The following is a 14,944-nucleotide window of genomic DNA, read 5'->3' on the forward strand; positions in this document are numbered from 1 at the left end:
CCAGATGCTCTAATCTCGCCGCTCGTCAGGCTCGAGCAAGCGCAGCAGCGGCGCGCGTGTGGCGATCAGCACGACGACGGCGGACAATGCCGTGGTTCCGACCAGGGCCCAGTACAGCGGCGGGCCGAGCGGCTCGTAGAACCGACCCATCCAGCCCAGCACGAAATAGGAGACCATGGTCGTGGCCTTCATGATGGCCATCATCGTCGCATTGACCGCGGGTGGAGAATCGCGCGAGATCAGCGACTGGATCGGCGGCTCGGTCCAGCCATAGCTGAGGTCGAGGATCAGGAAGAACACGATCCACAGAATGACCGGCACCAGCGGTAAAGTGGCGATCGCCGCGGCGAAGTAGAACGCCGCCGACACCCCCAGATAACCCACCATCATCTTGGCGAAGTCCGTCGGCTCGCGTCCGCGGCGCGCAAGCGTCAGCCACACGCGATTGGCGACCACCACCCCAAGGATCGTGAGCACGCCATCGACGATGCCGATCCAGGTGACCGGCACCTCCCACCCCAGGACGGTGCGGTTCACCGCCGTATCGGCCCACACGAACATGATGCCGTAGGCCTGGAACGAAGCGATGCCGTAGATGGTGTAGGGCAACAGCAGGAACAGTATTCCCCAGACTCTGCGCCACTCTGCGGCCGTCAGCCGCGTCCGCTCCTGCCGCGGGGTCAGGCGATCGGGCGGAAGGTGCCTGCGCCCGACGAGATAAGTAGCCAGCCCGATTCCCATGCCAACGCCCGCGATGGCGAAGCCATAGTGCCAGCCGACTTTCTCACCCACCGTGCCGATCGCCAGCGGCGCCACCAGCGCCCCGATGTTGAGCGTGATCAGATAGATGCCGAAGGCGCGGGTGCGGCGGTGATCGTCGGGCGCGTAGAGCAGCCCGACTTGCGCCGCCATGTTGCCGATGACCCCGCCCGCGCCGGTCACGATCAGCGCCAGCGCGAGCAGGAACCAGTGCTCCGAGGCCATCGTCAGGTGCCCGGCGGTCATCAGCAGGCAGCCCAGGGTGATCGTGCGGGTCTTGCCCAGCACCCGATCTCCCAGCCACGCGCCGATCAGCGGGGTGCCGTAGAGCAGCCCCGAGTAGATCCCGAAGGTCTGCGCCGCGAAGGCCAGGTCGGTCATCGGTCCGACGATCGCCGCCAGCCCGCCGCGGAACGCCGCCAGCCCGAACACGTCGGGCGCGACTCCGGGCTGGAGCAAGTGCTTGGTCATGTAGAGCATGAGCAGCGCCTGCATTCCGTAGAACGAGAACCGCTCCCACATCTCGGTGGTGGCGAGCACGGTCAGCCCCCGCGGATGGCCGAACAGATCGCCCTTGCTGCCTTGCGCGTCCGCCATCGCCGGTTTTCCCCACCGAAAGCCCTGGCGTAAGCTATTGCCGGGCCAGCGCAAGCATTGCGCCGCGGTCGCTCGCCCGGCATAGGCGCCCCAACCGACCACCACGGGAGCCTACCGCGATGAAGGTCCGCATCCACGTCAGTCTCAAGAACGGCGTCCTCGACCCGCAGGGCCGCGCGATCCATCACGCGCTCGAGGGCTTAGGTTTCGCCGGGGTGCGCGATGTCCGCGCCGGGCGTCTGATCGAGCTCGACGTCGCCGACGACACTAGCGATGCCGCGCTCGACGAGATGTGCCGCAAGCTGCTCGCCAACATGGTGATCGAGAACTACCGGATCGAAAAGGTGGCGGAGGCGGTCGCGTGACCGATTTCAGCGCCGCTGTCGTAACTTTTCCAGGATCGAATTGCGACCGCGACATGGCGGTGGCGATCGAGCAGGTTTGCGGCGGCACGGTCCACCGCGTCTGGCATGGCGATGCGGAACTGCCGGACAAGCTCGATTTCATCGCCCTGCCCGGCGGCTTTTCCTATGGTGACTACTTGCGTTCGGGCGCGATGGCGGCGCGCAGCCCGATCATGCAGGCTGTGGTCGCAGCGGCCAACCGCGGCGTGGCGGTGTTGGGGGTGTGCAACGGGTTTCAGGTGCTGACCGAGGCGGGCCTGCTTCCCGGCGCGCTGATGCGCAACGCCGGCATCCGCTTCGTCTGCCGCGAGGTCGCGCTGACCGTGGAGACCAGCCAGTCGCTGTTCACCGCGGGCTATGCCGCGGGACAAGGGCTCGCAATCCCCGTCGCGCACCACGACGGCAACTATTTCGCCGATGACGCGACATTGGACAAACTGGAGGCCGAGGGCCGGGTCGCGTTCCGCTATGCAGAGCCCGTCAACGGCTCGGCGCGAGGGATAGCCGGCGTGCTGAACACCCAGGGCAACGTGCTTGGCATGATGCCGCATCCCGAACGCGCGATCGAAGCGGCCCACGGCGGATCCGATGGGCGCGCCTTGTTCGAAAGCGTGGTGGGGGCGCTGGTCGGGGCTTGAGTCCAACGATGTCCGTTCCTCCGCTGGAAGGGGAGGTGGCAGCCCTCTTGGGCTGACGGAGGGGTGACGACGCCAGCGTTGATACCCCTCCGCCCCTTCGGGGCACCTCCCCTTGCAGGGGAGGAATGGGTTGCGCTTACTCGACGGCTTAGGCCGCCCCGCGCTCCAGCCCTGCGGGCGCGAACAAGGCGCGGGCGTCGGCGGCGATCATCGGACGGCCGAAGAAATAGCCCTGAACTTTCTTGCAGCCCAGCCGGCGGACGGTCTCGAGCTCTTCCTCGGTCTCGACGCCTTCGGCGGTCGTGCTCATTTCGAGGCTGTCGGCCATCGCCACCACCGCGCGGATGATCGCCAGGCTCTCTGCCGACCGCTTGGCCGCGCCCTGGACGAAGCTGCGATCGACCTTGATCGTGGTGAAGCGGACTTTGCGAAGATAGCCGAGCGAGGAATAACCGGTCCCGAAATCGTCGAGCGCGATCCCGCAACCCAGCGCGAGAAGCTGCTCCAGCGTATGCTGCGCGGTGGTGCCGTCGCGCATGAAGATGCTTTCGGTAACCTCGACCTCGAGCCGGTTGGGCGACAGCCCGCTGCTCGACAACGCGCCGACGACGGTGGCGGCGAAATTGGGGTCGAGCAGCTGTTCGCCCGAAACGTTGACCGCCACCTTGACGTGCGACGGCCAGCGCATCGCCTCGCGGCACGCCTCGCGCAGGATCCATTCGCCGATCGGCACGATCAGGCGGGTGTCCTCGGCCAGCGGAATGAACTTCGCCGGGCTGACGAAGCCGTGCTCGGCACTGTTCCAGCGCAGCAGCGCCTCGAAGCTGACCACGCCTTCGTTGGTGGCGTCGACTACCGGCTGGTAGTGGACCAGGAATTCGTTGCGTTCCAGCGCGCGGCGCAGCGAGAATTCGAGCTTGCGGCGTTCTTCGGCGTGGGCGTGGAGCGCGGGTTCGTAGCTGAAGTGGCGCCCGCCGCCTTCGTCCTTGGAGCGGTAGAGCGCCAGGTCGGCGCTGCGCATCAGGGTCTCGACGGTCGCCCCATCGCGCGGGCCATAGGCGGAGCCGACGCTCGCCCCGACAAACAGCGTGTGGTGATCCACCTCGTAAGGCACCGAGAGCGATTCGATGACCGACCGCGCGACATTGCCGACCCGGTGGATGTCCGACGCGTCGCGGATCACGATCGCGAACTCGTCGCCGCCCAGCCTGCCGATCAGTTCGTTGTCGGTGATCAGCCGCTTGAGCCGCTCGGACACCAGGCTCAGCAACTGGTCGCCGACGACGTGGCCCAGCGTATCGTTGACCGCCTTGAACCGGTCGAGATCGATCATGAGGAACGCGCAGCGGGTCCGCCATTGCTCAGCATAGCGCATCGCATCGCCGACCGCCTCGGTCAGCATCAGCCGGTTCGGCAGGCCGGTCAGCGTGTCGTAGCGCGCCAGGTAGGCGATCTTCTCGGACGATTCGCGCTGCTGGGTGACGTCCGAGCCGACCCCGCGGAAGCCGTCGAACACTCCGTTCTCGTCCAGCTTCGGCGTGCCCGAAAGCTCCCACCAGCGGTTCACGTCCTGCACCGTCACCCGGACCAGCAGGTTGGAAAAGCTCTCGCGCCGCTTGATCCGCTCGGACAGATCGTGGAGGCTGGTGTGGAACTGCCCGGTCTCCCACGATTGCCCGGCGATCAGCTGGAGAAACGGCTTGCCGCCGATGTCCTCGGGATCGAGGCCGAGGGCGTAGGCGAAGCGAGGCGAAACGCTGCGCACCCGGCGCGACGTGTCGATCTGCCACAGCCAGTCGGCCTCGCCCTCCTCGAACTCGCGCAGCAGCAGCGAGACGACTTCGCTCTTCTCGGTGACACTCGATTCGGCGACCCGCGCCGTCAGAAAATTGCGCGCCGACTCGATGGTACCCAGCACGATGATAGCCAGGTAAGCCCCCCCATAACCGCCACCAAATAATCTCCAGTCAGCGCGAAGCTGGCGATGGCTGCGCCGCCGACGATCCCGCTGAACACCAACACTCCCAGAGGAACAGCGGCGAAAGCCACCGCCGATCCCGTCATCAGCATGGCCAGCACGGTCCACAGGGTCAGCCGGTCGAGTTCAGTCCCCTTGGGCGCGAAGAACACGATCGGGATGATCCATACCAGCGCCGCGATGACCGAACTGACGGTATGCTGGTTGATTTCCTCGCGCGACATGCGGCGGCGATCGGCATCACCCACGCTGCGGTCGAACCGCGCCCCGTAATAGAGGACCGCAGCCAACGCGGCCACCCATCCGCCCAGAAACCAAGGCTGAATCACCGCGAAATAGGTGAGCGCTATGATCAGCGCGGCAATCATATGGACAGCCAGGCGGACCATACCGACTTTGACGAGACTGGCGTATTGCAGCCCGCGCAGCCGTCCCCAATCGCCTTCGGCCGGGTTGCTCAAGCCGAGCACGGCCAGCGTGGGGAGGTCGCGCGGCAGCGCGGCGGGTGGCGTGCGGGAAGGTCTCACGCGACGAGGGATACGGTGCAAAGGTTATCGTCCTGTAAAACCCGCGCCAGCGATGATAGGAAAATGTCGCCCCGTTTCAGGACATTGCCGCATGGCCACCGCCCCGCTTTTCGAACCTGTCCAGCCGATGCGGACGCCCGACTGGGTCCCGGTTTGGCGCGGGTTCTTCGGCGAGCGCCTGCGCAACACGATTTATGGCTGGCCCGAACCAGCGTTCGACGCGGACATCCGCACTCGCCGCGTTCTCGGATTCACCGTTCACATCGTCTCGCAGCCCGCCGCGGTCGAACGGGTACTGCTTGGGAACAAGGCTAACTACGAGCGGCCGGGGATCGCCCGGCGGATTCTCAGCCCGCTGGTCGGTAACGGGCTGCTGTCGGCGGAGGGCGAGGACTGGCGCAAGCAGCGGCGGATCGTCGCGCCGACGTTTGCGCCGGGCGCGGTCGCCGCGATGGCCCCACTGATGGACGCGGCGGCGAAGCGCGAGGTGGCCGACTGGCCGCAGCGCGATGCGCGACTCGACCTGGCCCAGGCCGCCACCCGCACGACGATGGCGATCATCGCCGATGCGCTGTTCGGCGGCGATGCGCGGCTGTGCGACCCGGCCGGCGCGCGCCACATCGAGACTCTGCTGGCCGCGGCCGGGCAAGCGCGCTTCATGACGATGCTCGGCTTGCAGGAACTCGATCCTTCGCCCGGGATGCGCCGCGCCCGGGTCAGCCGCGCGTGGCTGCGCAAGACCCTGAGCGACCTCGTCCGCGAGCGTGGGCCCGAAGGCGGGGGCGACGATTTTTTCGGCGGCCTGATCCGCGCGCTCCACGGCCAGTTCACACCCGACGAGGCCGTCGAGCTAGCGGTCGACAACGCGATCACGTTTTTCGTCGCCGGGCACGAGACCACCGCCAACGCGCTTGCCTGGACGATCTATTGTCTTGCCGCGCAGCCCGCGCTGCAGGACGAAGCGCGCAGTGAGGCAGTCGCCGCGCTCGCGCTGCCGGTTGCGGAGCGCGCCGCGGCGATGCCGCTGCTGCACCAGATCCTTGAGGAGTCCATGCGGCTCTATCCCCCCGCCCCGCGCTTCGATCGCGAGGCGCTGGCCGGCGATGTGCTGTCGGGCGTGAACATCGCGAAAGGCGACCTGATCTCGATCTGGCCGTGGGTTATCCATCGGCATCGTTCGCTGTGGCCCAATCCCGACCGCTTCGACCACACCCGCTTCGCCCCCCAAGCCAAGGCCAGGCAGCATCGCTTTCAATTCATCCCGTTCGGCGGCGGACCGCGCGTGTGCGTCGGCGCCCGGTTTGCCACTGTCGAGGCGCTTTTGATCCTCGCCCGCTGGCTCGCTGCGCGGCGCTTCAGTGTGCCCCCGGGCTGGCGACCCGATCCTTACGGCTCAGTCACCCTGCGCCCGCGCGGCGGGATCATCTTGCGCGCGGAATTACTAGCCTAGGCTATCCCGCGCCGCTTCCCAGTTGAGCCCGTCGAACGGCTCGATCGCGGGTGCAAGGCTATGGACGTGATCGACGCACCGCCAGTTGACGCTCCACGAACCGGGATGCGAGCGCGGGCGGTAGAACGACTTCACCCCGCAGATTCCGCAAAACAGATGTTCGGCAGTGGCGGTACCGAAGCGATACGACACCTGCACTTCTGCGCCGCGCTCCAGTTCGAAGTCCGCCTCGGCCACGATCCAGTGAAGGTAGCCGGTCCTCGTGCAGATCGAGCAGTTGCAGTCGAGCAGCGCAACGGGCGGCGGCGCGGCGATAGCGAATCGCACCGCTCCGCAATGGCACCCGCCGCTTAGAGGCACGCGCTCAGAGCTTCCTCTTCTGCAGCCGCATGATGATCAGCCCCGCGATCATCAGCGCCACACCGATCCCGATCAGCAGGTACAGCGCGCTTTCGACCGTTTCCATATCCCGTCACTCCACCGTGACCGACTTCGCCAGGTTGCGCGGCTGGTCGACGTCGGTGCCTTTGGCGACCGCAACGTGATATGCCAGAAGTTGTGCGGGAATGGCATAGACCAGTGGCGCAATCAGCGGGTGAACGCGCGGCATCTCGATAGTGGCGAGGCAGCCCTCGCCCGCCTCGGTCAGCCCGGCGGCGTCGGAGATCAGGACGATCTTGCCGCCTCGGGCGCGGACTTCCTGCATGTTGCTGACGGTCTTTTCAAACAAAGGGCCCGACGGCGCGAGGACGATCACAGGGACGGCCTCGTCAATAAGCGCGATCGGCCCGTGCTTCATCTCGCCGGCGGCATAGCCTTCGGCATGAATGTAGCTGATTTCCTTGAGTTTCAGCGCACCTTCGAGCGCCAACGGATAGTCCGCGCCGCGGCCCAGGTAGAGTACGTCGCGCGCCGGAGCGATGAGGTGGGCCATGCCCGCGATTTCTGCGTCGTGGGCGAGCGCGGCGTTAAGCGCAGCGGGGGCTTCGACCAAGTGGTGGACGACCTCTTGCTCTTCCTGACGGGTCATTCGCCCGCGGCACACGGCCAAATGCGCGGCGAGCGCCGAGAGAACCGCAAGCTGGCAGGTGAAGGCCTTGGTCGAGGCGACCCCGATCTCGGGTCCGGCGTGGGTCGGCAGGAGCAGATCGGCCTCGCGCGCCATTGAACTGGTCGGCACGTTGACGACCACCGCGATCGTCTGCCCCGCCGCCTTGCAATGGCGCAGCGCGGCGAGGGTGTCGGCGGTCTCACCGCTCTGCGAGATGAACAGCGCCAGCCCGCCCGGCTCGAGCACCGGATCGCGATAGCGGAACTCGCTGGCGACATCTATGTCGACGGGCAGCCGCGCGAAGTGCTCGAACCAGTATTTGGCGACCATCCCGGCGTAGAAGCTGGTTCCGCAAGCGACGATCGTTACCCTGCTGACGCGCGACAGGTCGAAATCGAACTGCGGCAGCGCGACCGACTGGTCGACCTGGCGGATGTAGCTGCGCAGCGTCTGGGCGACCACCGTGGGCTGCTCGAAGATCTCTTTCTGCATGAAGTGGCGATATTCGCCCTTCTCGATCGCCGCCGCCCTCGCGCCGGAATGGACGGTGGGGCGTTCGACGCGATTGTTCGCTGCGTCGTAGATTTGCGCGCCGCCCTTGCGGATTACGACCCAGTCGCCCTCCTCGAGATAGCAGATCTGTTGGGTCAGCGGGGCGAGCGCGAGCGCGTCGGAGCCGAGATAGGTCTCACCCTCACCGTATCCGACCACCAGTGGCGAGCCGAGCCGCGCGCCGATCAGCAAATCGTCATGTGCGCGAAACGCGATCGCCAGCGCGAAGGCGCCGCGCAATTGGGGGAGGACGGCCTTGACCGCATCCTCGGGGCTGTCCCCCGCCTCGACGCGCTCGGAGACGAGGTGCGCGACGACTTCGGTGTCGGTATCGCTGGTGAAAGTTCGGCCGCGCGCGGTCAGCGCCTCGCGCAGCGGCTTGAAATTCTCAATGATGCCGTTGTGGACCAGCGCCAGATGCTCGGTGGCGTGCGGGTGCGCGTTGGCGGCGGTCGGAGCACCGTGGGTCGCCCAGCGGGTGTGAGCGATGCCAGTGGCACCGGCCGCCGGATCACGATCCAGAACCGCGACGAGGTTGAGCAACTTGCCTGGCGCACGGCGGCGGATCAGTTCGCCGCCAGAAACGGTGCAGACCCCGGCGCTGTCGTAGCCGCGATACTCCATCCGCTTGAGCCCATCGACCAGACGATCCGCAACGGGCTTTGAACCGACGATACCAATGATTCCGCACATTTTTCAGGATAGCTCCGGCCTGAGATAGGGCACGCGGATTCCAGGCAGCGCCGCCGGAAAATCCTTTGTGTTTCGAGTCACGAGAACGCGTCCGCGGACTAGCGCCGTTGCAAGAATGACGGCATCCGGAGACTTTAGCCGTGGACGCTCCCGGCGAAGAGAAGCCGCGCGAATTCCGATTTCCAAATCGATTTCATCAATACCGAAATTTTCGAGAAATTGTTCCGAACGGCGCAGTCCCTCGCCATCGCCTTTCGACATTACTTCGATCCAGACCATGCGGCTCACCCACAACCTGCCGCTACTTTCGGCCGCACGCTTCAGTTCGGCGCGAGCTTGCTCAAACCCGCGGAGAGCATCGATCACGATATTACTGTCAAAGGCGAAGCCACTCACGCTTTAGCGCGCTTCGTGGATTTCGGTTTGGACCCTTCGCCAGCGCGCCTCTCGGTCAAGGTTTCCGGCGTGGCATAACCGTCCCCCTGCGACATGCCGTTCTGCGCCAGCCATGCTAGATGCAACTCGTGCTCGCGATCGTCCTCTTCATCAAACAGATCGGGAAATTCCGCCCGTACTTCTTCGTAGTCGACGTCCCACGGTCGCGTCCAAGAAGCCCGTTCGCGACGCTGCCATTCGACTGAATCGCCGATATCGTCACGACTCTTCCAAGCGCCGAAACCACGGTCGATCCAGTCCTGCGGGCCATCTGCGCGAAAGGCGACCACCGCTTCGCGCAATATCGCTGCGCGGGACTTGCCCTGTTCCTTGGCGATTCGATCCATCCAGCGGATGTCGTCGTCGGGCAGATCGGCGAGTATGCGGGTCATTGATATCGCAATATCATATCATGATATCGTGTCAATCAGGAAGGTGGCACCGCATGTTGGCCTTGAGCAACCTTACCAGCCCGACGAGGTTATCGGCGTCGTGGTCCGTTCCCGCCGAGCTGACTTCGATGTCGTCGCGGTCGGCAATATTTTGCTCCGCGGTGGGACTTCGAAGCTTGTTTTGACTGCAAACGAAGACGAAGTGGTTCACTTCCCCTCGGCCTTCTTGCGCTTCATCGCGTCATGAAACCGGTCCGCCCAGCCCGGCTTCACCAGTTGTTCCGCCCGCACCATCCGCAGTTCGCCATCGCCGACATCGCGCGACACCGCCGAGCCCGCCGCGACGATCGCGTCCGCGCCGATTCTCACCGGCGCGATCAGTGCCGAGTTCGACCCGATAAATGCGCGCTCGCCGATCACGGTCTTGTGCTTGAAATAGCCGTCGTAGTTGCAGGTGATCGTGCCCGCGCCGATGTTGGCGCCGGCGCCGATCGTCGCATCGCCGAGATAGGTGAGGTGGCTGGCCTTGGCGCCCTCGCCGAGGGTCGCGGCCTTGACCTCGACGAAGTTGCCGACCTTGGCTTTTCGCATCAGCACCGCGCCGGGGCGCAAGCGGGCGTAAGGGCCGACCTCACAGGCCTCGCCGACGCTCGCGCCCTCGAGGTGGCTGAACGCGCGGATCTTCGCACCGTCGGCCACGGTTACCCCGGGCCCGAACACCACGTTGGGCTCGATCGACACGTCGCGGCCCAGCTTGGTGTCCCAACTGAACCACACCGTTTCGGGCGCCCGCAGCGATGCGCCGTCGGCCATAGCCTTGTCGCGCCGAACTGCCTGCCACTGCGCTTCGGCAGCAGCCAATTCGGAGCGGCTGTTGATCCCTGCAACCTCGTCGGGCTGGTCGGTGACCACAACCGCGCACGTCCGCCCATCGCCGGTGGCGATGTTGACGATGTCGACGAGGTAGTACTCATTCTGACTGTTGGCGTTGCCGACCCGGGCGAGCAGCCCGAACAGGTCCGCGCTGCGCACGGCCATGAGGCCTGAGTTGCACAAAGCGCAAGCGCGCTCGTCGTCGCTCGCGTCCTTGAATTCGACCATCTTGGCGATCCGCCCGTCCGCGTGGGCGAGCACGCGGCCGTATTGCAGCGCATCTTCAGGCTCGAACCCGAGCACGACCACTGCGGGCGCGTCCTCGCGATGCAGCCGCTCGATCATCGAGCGCATCGTCGTTGCGCGAACGAATGGCACATCCCCGTAGAGGATCAGGACATCGCCCCCAAAACCGCTCAGCGCTGCCTCGGCCTGCTGGACCGCGTGACCCGTGCCGTGCTGAGGTTCCTGCACCGCGATTGCCGCGCGTCCGCCAAGCGCCTGTTCGAGCTGCTCGCGCCCGCTGCCAACAACGACGACCTGTCGCTCGGGGGCGAGTTCCGCCGCGCTCGCCAGCAGGTGATCGATCATCGCCCGCCCGGCGATGGGATGGAGCACTTTGTGCAGGTCGCTTTTCATGCGCGTGCCCTTGCCCGCGGCAAGGACAACGATGGCTAATGGTGTGTCGGCAATCATGACGCGCGCTTTGGCATCATATTGAGGACTGATAAATCCCCTTCACCCGCTCCTGTCGGGCGAAGTCGGGACAAGCGGGCGCGATGTCTAGCCTTCACGCGCCGTGAGCAGGAATTGTGGTTACGCAGCTAGAAATCAAATTGCGCGCGCATCCCCACTGCATCGGCGCTGTAATTGCGGTCCCCGGCCGCCGCCACCGCCGCGTCGTCGATCCAGATGTGGCCGTAGTTGAGGATGAAGCGCACGTAGTCGGTGGGTATCCACAGCAGCGACGCCCCCGCGATCTGCTGCCTGCCTCCGACCACCGCCCCGTCGGACAGGTCGAGCAGGTCGTAGCGCGCGTTGAACTGGAGAGCGCCGATCCCGCCTTTGCCGACCGGCTTCTTGGGTTTGATTCGGTCGTAGACCCCACCTTTGTAGACGGTTTCGTCGTCGGTGAGCATGTAGCCGACTTCAGCATAAGCGCCGAAGAACGTTGGATCAGACAGCCCAGGACGATGCGCGGTAAGCCAATGGCCCTCGCCCGTCGCGTGGAAGCGGCCCGCGATATAGGCCAGCTCGGCGCCATAGCTGGTTTCGCCATCGGCGCTGAAAGCCTTGGTATCAACCAGGCGCAGATCGGTGGTGTGGACGAACGGACGGGCGCGATAGCGGGCGGTCGTCGCGATGTCGTTGAACTCGCGGTGGTGGAGCGAACCACCGATATGGAGCTGGCCGCCGCCCAGCTTGGGCATGAACACCACCCGGCCATCGACGCTGTAGCTGTTGTTGGTGTCATTGTTGAGGTCGGCCGCATTGTCGGCGAATACGCCGCCCTGCACCAGTAGCGTCTTGCCGGCATAAGCTGCGCTCGCCCCCACCCGCCGCTCGAACCCGAATGCGCTGTTGAACGCGCCGCGCTCCATGAAGCTGGTCATCAGGTCGCTAGTCAACTCTTCCAGCCCCCAGAACGGCTTGTGCTGGCCCAGTGTCAGCGTGATTTCGGGCTTGGGCTTGTAGGTCAGGAAAAGGTCGGTGATCTCCACGCCGCTGTTGGCCACGTCGATTTCGGCGCGATAGCCGAATTTGCCAGGTAGCGTGCCCTCGAAGCCGAGAAAGGCGCGGCGTAGTTCTGTCGCGTAACCAAGCGAGGTCGAGCCGATCCCGCGCGGGCCGTCGACCCCACCGGTATCGAGTTGCAACCGGCCGCGCGGCTTGAAGCTGAAGCCATCGGGCCCGGTGAATTCGGGCGCGCCTTTCCAGGCCACCTTGGGCGCAGCTGCGGCGGTCTTGGTCGCGACCTCGCTGGCCTGGGCTGCGCTAGCGCTGGCGCTTTGGGCCGCGACGGTGGCGCTCTGGGCTTCGGCCTGCGCCTTGGTGAGCTGGCTTTCGAGCGTATCGACCTTGCTCTTCATCGCATCGAGCTGCACCTGCATCGCGTCCATCTGCGCCTTCATCCTGGCGAAGTCGGCGGCGGACTGGGCGGTGGCGGGGACCGCCCAGCCGAGCGCGATGGTGAGCGCGAGTCCGGAAACTGTGCGGGTGCGGATCATGAAGGCGGTCCTCTCGGGGCGGCGATTGTGACGATTCGATGAAGCCTCTACGCCAAAGCCGTGACAGATATTTGACACTCGCACGACGACTTGCCGCTAGGTCATTCGGGCATGACCGCTTCGAGGTTGAAAGCGCAACCCGTGCGTGCCATCGGCCCTGCGAAACGCCGATCCTGGAGGGCACCATGACCATTTCGTTCGAAGACCGTGTCGCCATCGTCACCGGAGCCGGCGGAGGACTGGGTCGGACCTATGCTCTCGAACTGGCGCGGCGCGGAGCGAAGGTGGTGGTCAATGATCTGGGCGGATCGCGCGATGGCACTGGACACTCGGACGCCGCGCTCAAAGTGGTCGAGGAGATCGAGGCCGCGGGCGGCGCCGCGATGTCAAACGGCGGCAACGTCGCTGAATTCGGTCAGATGGAAGAGTTGGTCGCCAAAGCCAAGGAGAAGTGGGGCAGCGTCCATATCCTGATCAACAACGCCGGAATCCTGCGAGACAAATCCTTCGCCAAGATGACGATGGAAGACTTCGAACTGGTGGTAAAAGTCCACCTGATCGGAAGCGCCAACGCCACCAAGGCGGTCTGGGAAACCATGCGCGAACAGAACTATGGTCGCATCCTGATGACCGCGAGCAGCACCGGGCTGTACGGCAACTTCGGCCAGTCGAACTACGGCGCGGCCAAGCTCGGCCTCGCCGGCCTGACCAAGACGCTTTATCTAGAAGGCGCCAAGAACAATATCCGGGTCAACACACTCGCCCCGGTGGCGGGGACGCGGATGACCGAAGACCTTGGCATGCCCGAGGCGCTATTCAAGGCGCTCTCGCCCGAAAACGTTGCCCCTGCAGCGCTATTTCTGGTCAGCGAGGACGCCCCCACAAACATGATCGTCGGGGCGGGCGCGGGCGCATATCACGCGGCTTACGTAACGTTGACCCCGGGCGTGGCGCTGCCGCTCGAAGAGCGCACCCCCGAAGGCATCGCCGCACACTGGGACCAGATCATCGCCCGTGACGGCGAGATCGTCCCCAAGACCGGCGGCGAGCAATCGGCGGTGGTCATGGCGGCATTGGGGAAGATCGGCGGGTTGGGGTGAATAGTCGCACCAATGATCTCACCCCGATCATCCCGAGCGAAATCGAGGGATCGCGAGCGACGCCCGACTATCGCACATGATGTCTCGACTTCGCTAGACTAGAGCGGGGCCGTTGATCTTATTTTGGTTGGAAGCCCCTCAAGCCTCGACCAGCTTGAGCAATTTCCGTTCAAGAGGGAACAGCACCCCGGCCAGTTCATGCCCGCGCTTAAGCGCCTGCCCGGCCTCGCCATAGAGCGCCCACATCCCCTGCTTACCACGCAACGCAGGGCGCTTCTCGATCCGCGCCGAGGGACGTTCGGCGGTGCGACGAAAAGCGGCGAAACTGGCCACGTCGGGCGCAAAGTCTATCGCGTAGTCGCGCCATTCGCCCGCAGCGACCATCCGCCCGTAAAGATCGAGAATGCGCGTGAGTTCGACGCGTTCGAAGCCCACTTGCAAGGGCCGGCTGCGCGGGAACGGGATTATGCTGGCGGGCGCGGAGAGCGGTGAAAAATCGCTTGCGCGCATGCCGGATCAGGACCGGCTGCGCTTGCGCGAGGCCGCAGGCTTTGCATCACCCGCCTCCGCGCTCACCGCCTCGCCAGAAAGCGCGGCGACCCGCTGCTTGAGCGCCGTCAGCTCGGTCTCCAGCTCGGCCAGGCGCTGGATTCCCTGTTCGGCCGGCTCGCACGGCTCGCAGCGTTCCTTGCACGGCGTTCCATAAGGAATGAACTCGCGCTGCCAGGTTTCGGCGGCGACCAAGGTCGAGCGCGCCTTGACCCCAACCATCGTCGCGCCTTCGGGGACATCATCGGTGACCACTGCATTCGCGCCGATACGGGCGCGACTGCCAACCACGATCGGGCCGAGGATCTGTGCCCCCGAACCGACGATGACGTTGTCGAGCAACGTCGGATGGCGCTTGCCACCGATACCGTTCGCCGGGTTCGTGCCTCCCAGTGTCACGCACTGATAGATCGTCACATTGTCGCCGATTACTGCGGTTTCGCCGATCACGACAAAGCCATGGTCGATGAACAAGTGGCGGCCGATCACGGCCCCGGGGTGGATGTCGATCCCGGTCAAAAGCCGCGCGAAGTGATTGATGAAACGCGCGAGAAAACACAGCTCGCCCTCGAACAACCAGTGGGCGGCGCGGTGCAGCCCGACCGCGAGCACGCCGGGGTAAAGCAGGATTTCCCAGCGCGAGCGCGGGGCGGGATCGCGTGCCCGGATCGAATCCAGGTAGGAGGTCAGGCGTTCGAGCATCTTCGCCTCGATTCTT

16 protein-coding genes are annotated in these 14,944 nt (G+C 65.3%); 4 read left to right on the top strand and 12 right to left on the bottom strand.

The genetic code is table 11. The features are described 5' to 3' along the window. Positions 1 to 9 precede the first annotated feature (9 nt). Entirely contained in the window at positions 10 to 1,356 is a 1,347-nt protein-coding gene (locus GKE62_RS03080; protein WP_154690961.1) for a peptide MFS transporter, read from the bottom strand. A gap of 119 nt (positions 1,357 to 1,475) precedes the next feature. Here GKE62_RS03080 and purS point away from each other — a divergent pair, with 119 nt between their 5' ends. Both purS and purQ read left to right on the top strand, forming a co-directional pair. Next, positions 1,476 to 1,721, top strand: a complete 246-nt coding sequence (purS, locus tag GKE62_RS03085) for a phosphoribosylformylglycinamidine synthase subunit PurS (RefSeq protein ID WP_154690962.1) — start codon at positions 1,476 to 1,478, stop codon at positions 1,719 to 1,721. Then, a complete protein-coding gene (purQ, locus tag GKE62_RS03090; RefSeq protein WP_154690963.1) occupies positions 1,718 to 2,398 on the top strand; it encodes a phosphoribosylformylglycinamidine synthase subunit PurQ in 681 nt (226 codons plus the stop codon). The genes purS and purQ overlap by 4 nt, the downstream gene beginning before the upstream one ends. A 148-nt stretch (positions 2,399 to 2,546) precedes the next feature. Here the strand turns inward: purQ and GKE62_RS03095 are convergent, their stop codons facing one another. After that, entirely contained in the window at positions 2,547 to 4,316 is a 1,770-nt protein-coding gene (locus GKE62_RS03095) for a putative bifunctional diguanylate cyclase/phosphodiesterase (RefSeq protein ID WP_370516049.1), read from the bottom strand. Next, on the bottom strand, positions 4,280 to 4,903 hold the full coding sequence (locus GKE62_RS19615) for a hypothetical protein (protein WP_370516050.1): 624 nt from the start codon (positions 4,901 to 4,903) through the stop codon (positions 4,280 to 4,282). Before GKE62_RS19615 ends, GKE62_RS03095 begins: the two co-directional genes overlap by 37 nt. 91 nt (positions 4,904 to 4,994) lie before the next feature. Between GKE62_RS19615 and GKE62_RS03100 the strand changes: the two genes are divergently transcribed. Then, entirely contained in the window at positions 4,995 to 6,353 is a 1,359-nt protein-coding gene (locus tag GKE62_RS03100; RefSeq protein ID WP_195908570.1) for a cytochrome P450, read from the top strand. Here GKE62_RS03100 and GKE62_RS03105 read toward each other — a convergent pair. From GKE62_RS03105 to GKE62_RS03135, 7 genes are all read right to left on the bottom strand, one after another. Then, positions 6,345 to 6,680, bottom strand: a complete 336-nt coding sequence (locus GKE62_RS03105) for a GFA family protein (RefSeq protein WP_230206882.1) — start codon at positions 6,678 to 6,680, stop codon at positions 6,345 to 6,347. The two genes, GKE62_RS03100 and GKE62_RS03105, sit on opposite strands and share 9 nt — an antisense overlap. Before the next feature lie 145 nt (positions 6,681 to 6,825). Further along, positions 6,826 to 8,649 carry a glutamine--fructose-6-phosphate transaminase (isomerizing) gene (gene glmS / locus GKE62_RS03110; RefSeq protein WP_154690966.1) on the bottom strand — a complete coding sequence of 608 codons (1,824 nt, stop codon included), beginning with the start codon at positions 8,647 to 8,649 and terminating at the stop codon, positions 6,826 to 6,828. Between the two features lie 3 nt (positions 8,650 to 8,652). Then, a complete protein-coding gene (locus tag GKE62_RS03115; protein WP_154690967.1) occupies positions 8,653 to 9,045 on the bottom strand; it encodes a type II toxin-antitoxin system VapC family toxin in 393 nt (130 codons plus the stop codon). Beyond that, on the bottom strand, positions 9,042 to 9,476 hold the full coding sequence (locus GKE62_RS03120) for a CopG family transcriptional regulator (protein ID WP_230206883.1): 435 nt from the start codon (positions 9,474 to 9,476) through the stop codon (positions 9,042 to 9,044). The genes GKE62_RS03115 and GKE62_RS03120 overlap by 4 nt, the downstream gene beginning before the upstream one ends. A 31-nt stretch (positions 9,477 to 9,507) precedes the next feature. Next, the gene (locus GKE62_RS03125; protein ID WP_154690968.1) at positions 9,508 to 9,687 is read right to left on the bottom strand and encodes a hypothetical protein; all 180 of its coding nucleotides are present in this window, start codon (positions 9,685 to 9,687) and stop codon (positions 9,508 to 9,510) included. Continuing rightward, positions 9,684 to 11,045: a bifunctional UDP-N-acetylglucosamine diphosphorylase/glucosamine-1-phosphate N-acetyltransferase GlmU gene (gene glmU / locus GKE62_RS03130; RefSeq protein WP_154690969.1), complete on the bottom strand. Its 1,362-nt coding sequence runs from the start codon at positions 11,043 to 11,045 to the stop codon at positions 9,684 to 9,686. Before glmU ends, GKE62_RS03125 begins: the two co-directional genes overlap by 4 nt. Before the next feature lie 128 nt (positions 11,046 to 11,173). Beyond that, entirely contained in the window at positions 11,174 to 12,577 is a 1,404-nt protein-coding gene (locus GKE62_RS03135) for an OprO/OprP family phosphate-selective porin (protein WP_154690970.1), read from the bottom strand. A 185-nt stretch (positions 12,578 to 12,762) separates the two neighbouring features. Here GKE62_RS03135 and GKE62_RS03140 point away from each other — a divergent pair, with 185 nt between their 5' ends. Next, the gene (locus GKE62_RS03140; protein WP_154690971.1) at positions 12,763 to 13,677 is read left to right on the top strand and encodes an SDR family NAD(P)-dependent oxidoreductase; all 915 of its coding nucleotides are present in this window, start codon (positions 12,763 to 12,765) and stop codon (positions 13,675 to 13,677) included. Positions 13,678 to 13,815: 138 nt separating this feature from the next. On the opposite strand, the gene GKE62_RS03145 is transcribed toward GKE62_RS03140, so the two are convergent. Further along, positions 13,816 to 14,187, bottom strand: a complete 372-nt coding sequence (locus tag GKE62_RS03145; protein ID WP_154690972.1) for a DUF2794 domain-containing protein — start codon at positions 14,185 to 14,187, stop codon at positions 13,816 to 13,818. 6 nt (positions 14,188 to 14,193) lie between these two features. Then, a complete protein-coding gene (epsC, locus tag GKE62_RS03150; protein ID WP_154690973.1) occupies positions 14,194 to 14,928 on the bottom strand; it encodes a serine O-acetyltransferase EpsC in 735 nt (244 codons plus the stop codon). Positions 14,929 to 14,944: the final 16 nt, after the last annotated feature.

The sequence above is a fragment of the Novosphingobium sp. Gsoil 351 genome (assembly GCF_009707465.1).
Lineage (GTDB): Bacteria > Pseudomonadota > Alphaproteobacteria > Sphingomonadales > Sphingomonadaceae > Novosphingobium.

What these genes read in the sequence shown, in the direction of transcription:
- glmU (WP_154690969.1), bottom strand. Translation starts at nt 11,045, where the DNA reads ATGATTGCCGACACACCATTAGCCATCGTTGTCCTTGCCGCGGGCAAG.
- GKE62_RS03145 (WP_154690972.1), bottom strand. Translation starts at nt 14,187, where the DNA reads ATGCGCGCAAGCGATTTTTCACCGCTCTCCGCGCCCGCCAGCATAATC.
- glmS (WP_154690966.1), bottom strand. Translation starts at nt 8,649, where the DNA reads ATGTGCGGAATCATTGGTATCGTCGGTTCAAAGCCCGTTGCGGATCGT.
- GKE62_RS03135 (WP_154690970.1), bottom strand. Translation starts at nt 12,577, where the DNA reads ATGATCCGCACCCGCACAGTTTCCGGACTCGCGCTCACCATCGCGCTC.
- GKE62_RS03140 (WP_154690971.1), top strand. Translation starts at nt 12,763, where the DNA reads ATGACCATTTCGTTCGAAGACCGTGTCGCCATCGTCACCGGAGCCGGC.
- GKE62_RS03100 (WP_195908570.1), top strand. Translation starts at nt 4,995, where the DNA reads ATGGCCACCGCCCCGCTTTTCGAACCTGTCCAGCCGATGCGGACGCCC.
- GKE62_RS03080 (WP_154690961.1), bottom strand. Translation starts at nt 1,356, where the DNA reads ATGGCGGACGCGCAAGGCAGCAAGGGCGATCTGTTCGGCCATCCGCGG.
- GKE62_RS03120 (WP_230206883.1), bottom strand. Translation starts at nt 9,476, where the DNA reads ATGACCCGCATACTCGCCGATCTGCCCGACGACGACATCCGCTGGATG.
- purS (WP_154690962.1), top strand. Translation starts at nt 1,476, where the DNA reads ATGAAGGTCCGCATCCACGTCAGTCTCAAGAACGGCGTCCTCGACCCG.
- epsC (WP_154690973.1), bottom strand. Translation starts at nt 14,928, where the DNA reads ATGCTCGAACGCCTGACCTCCTACCTGGATTCGATCCGGGCACGCGAT.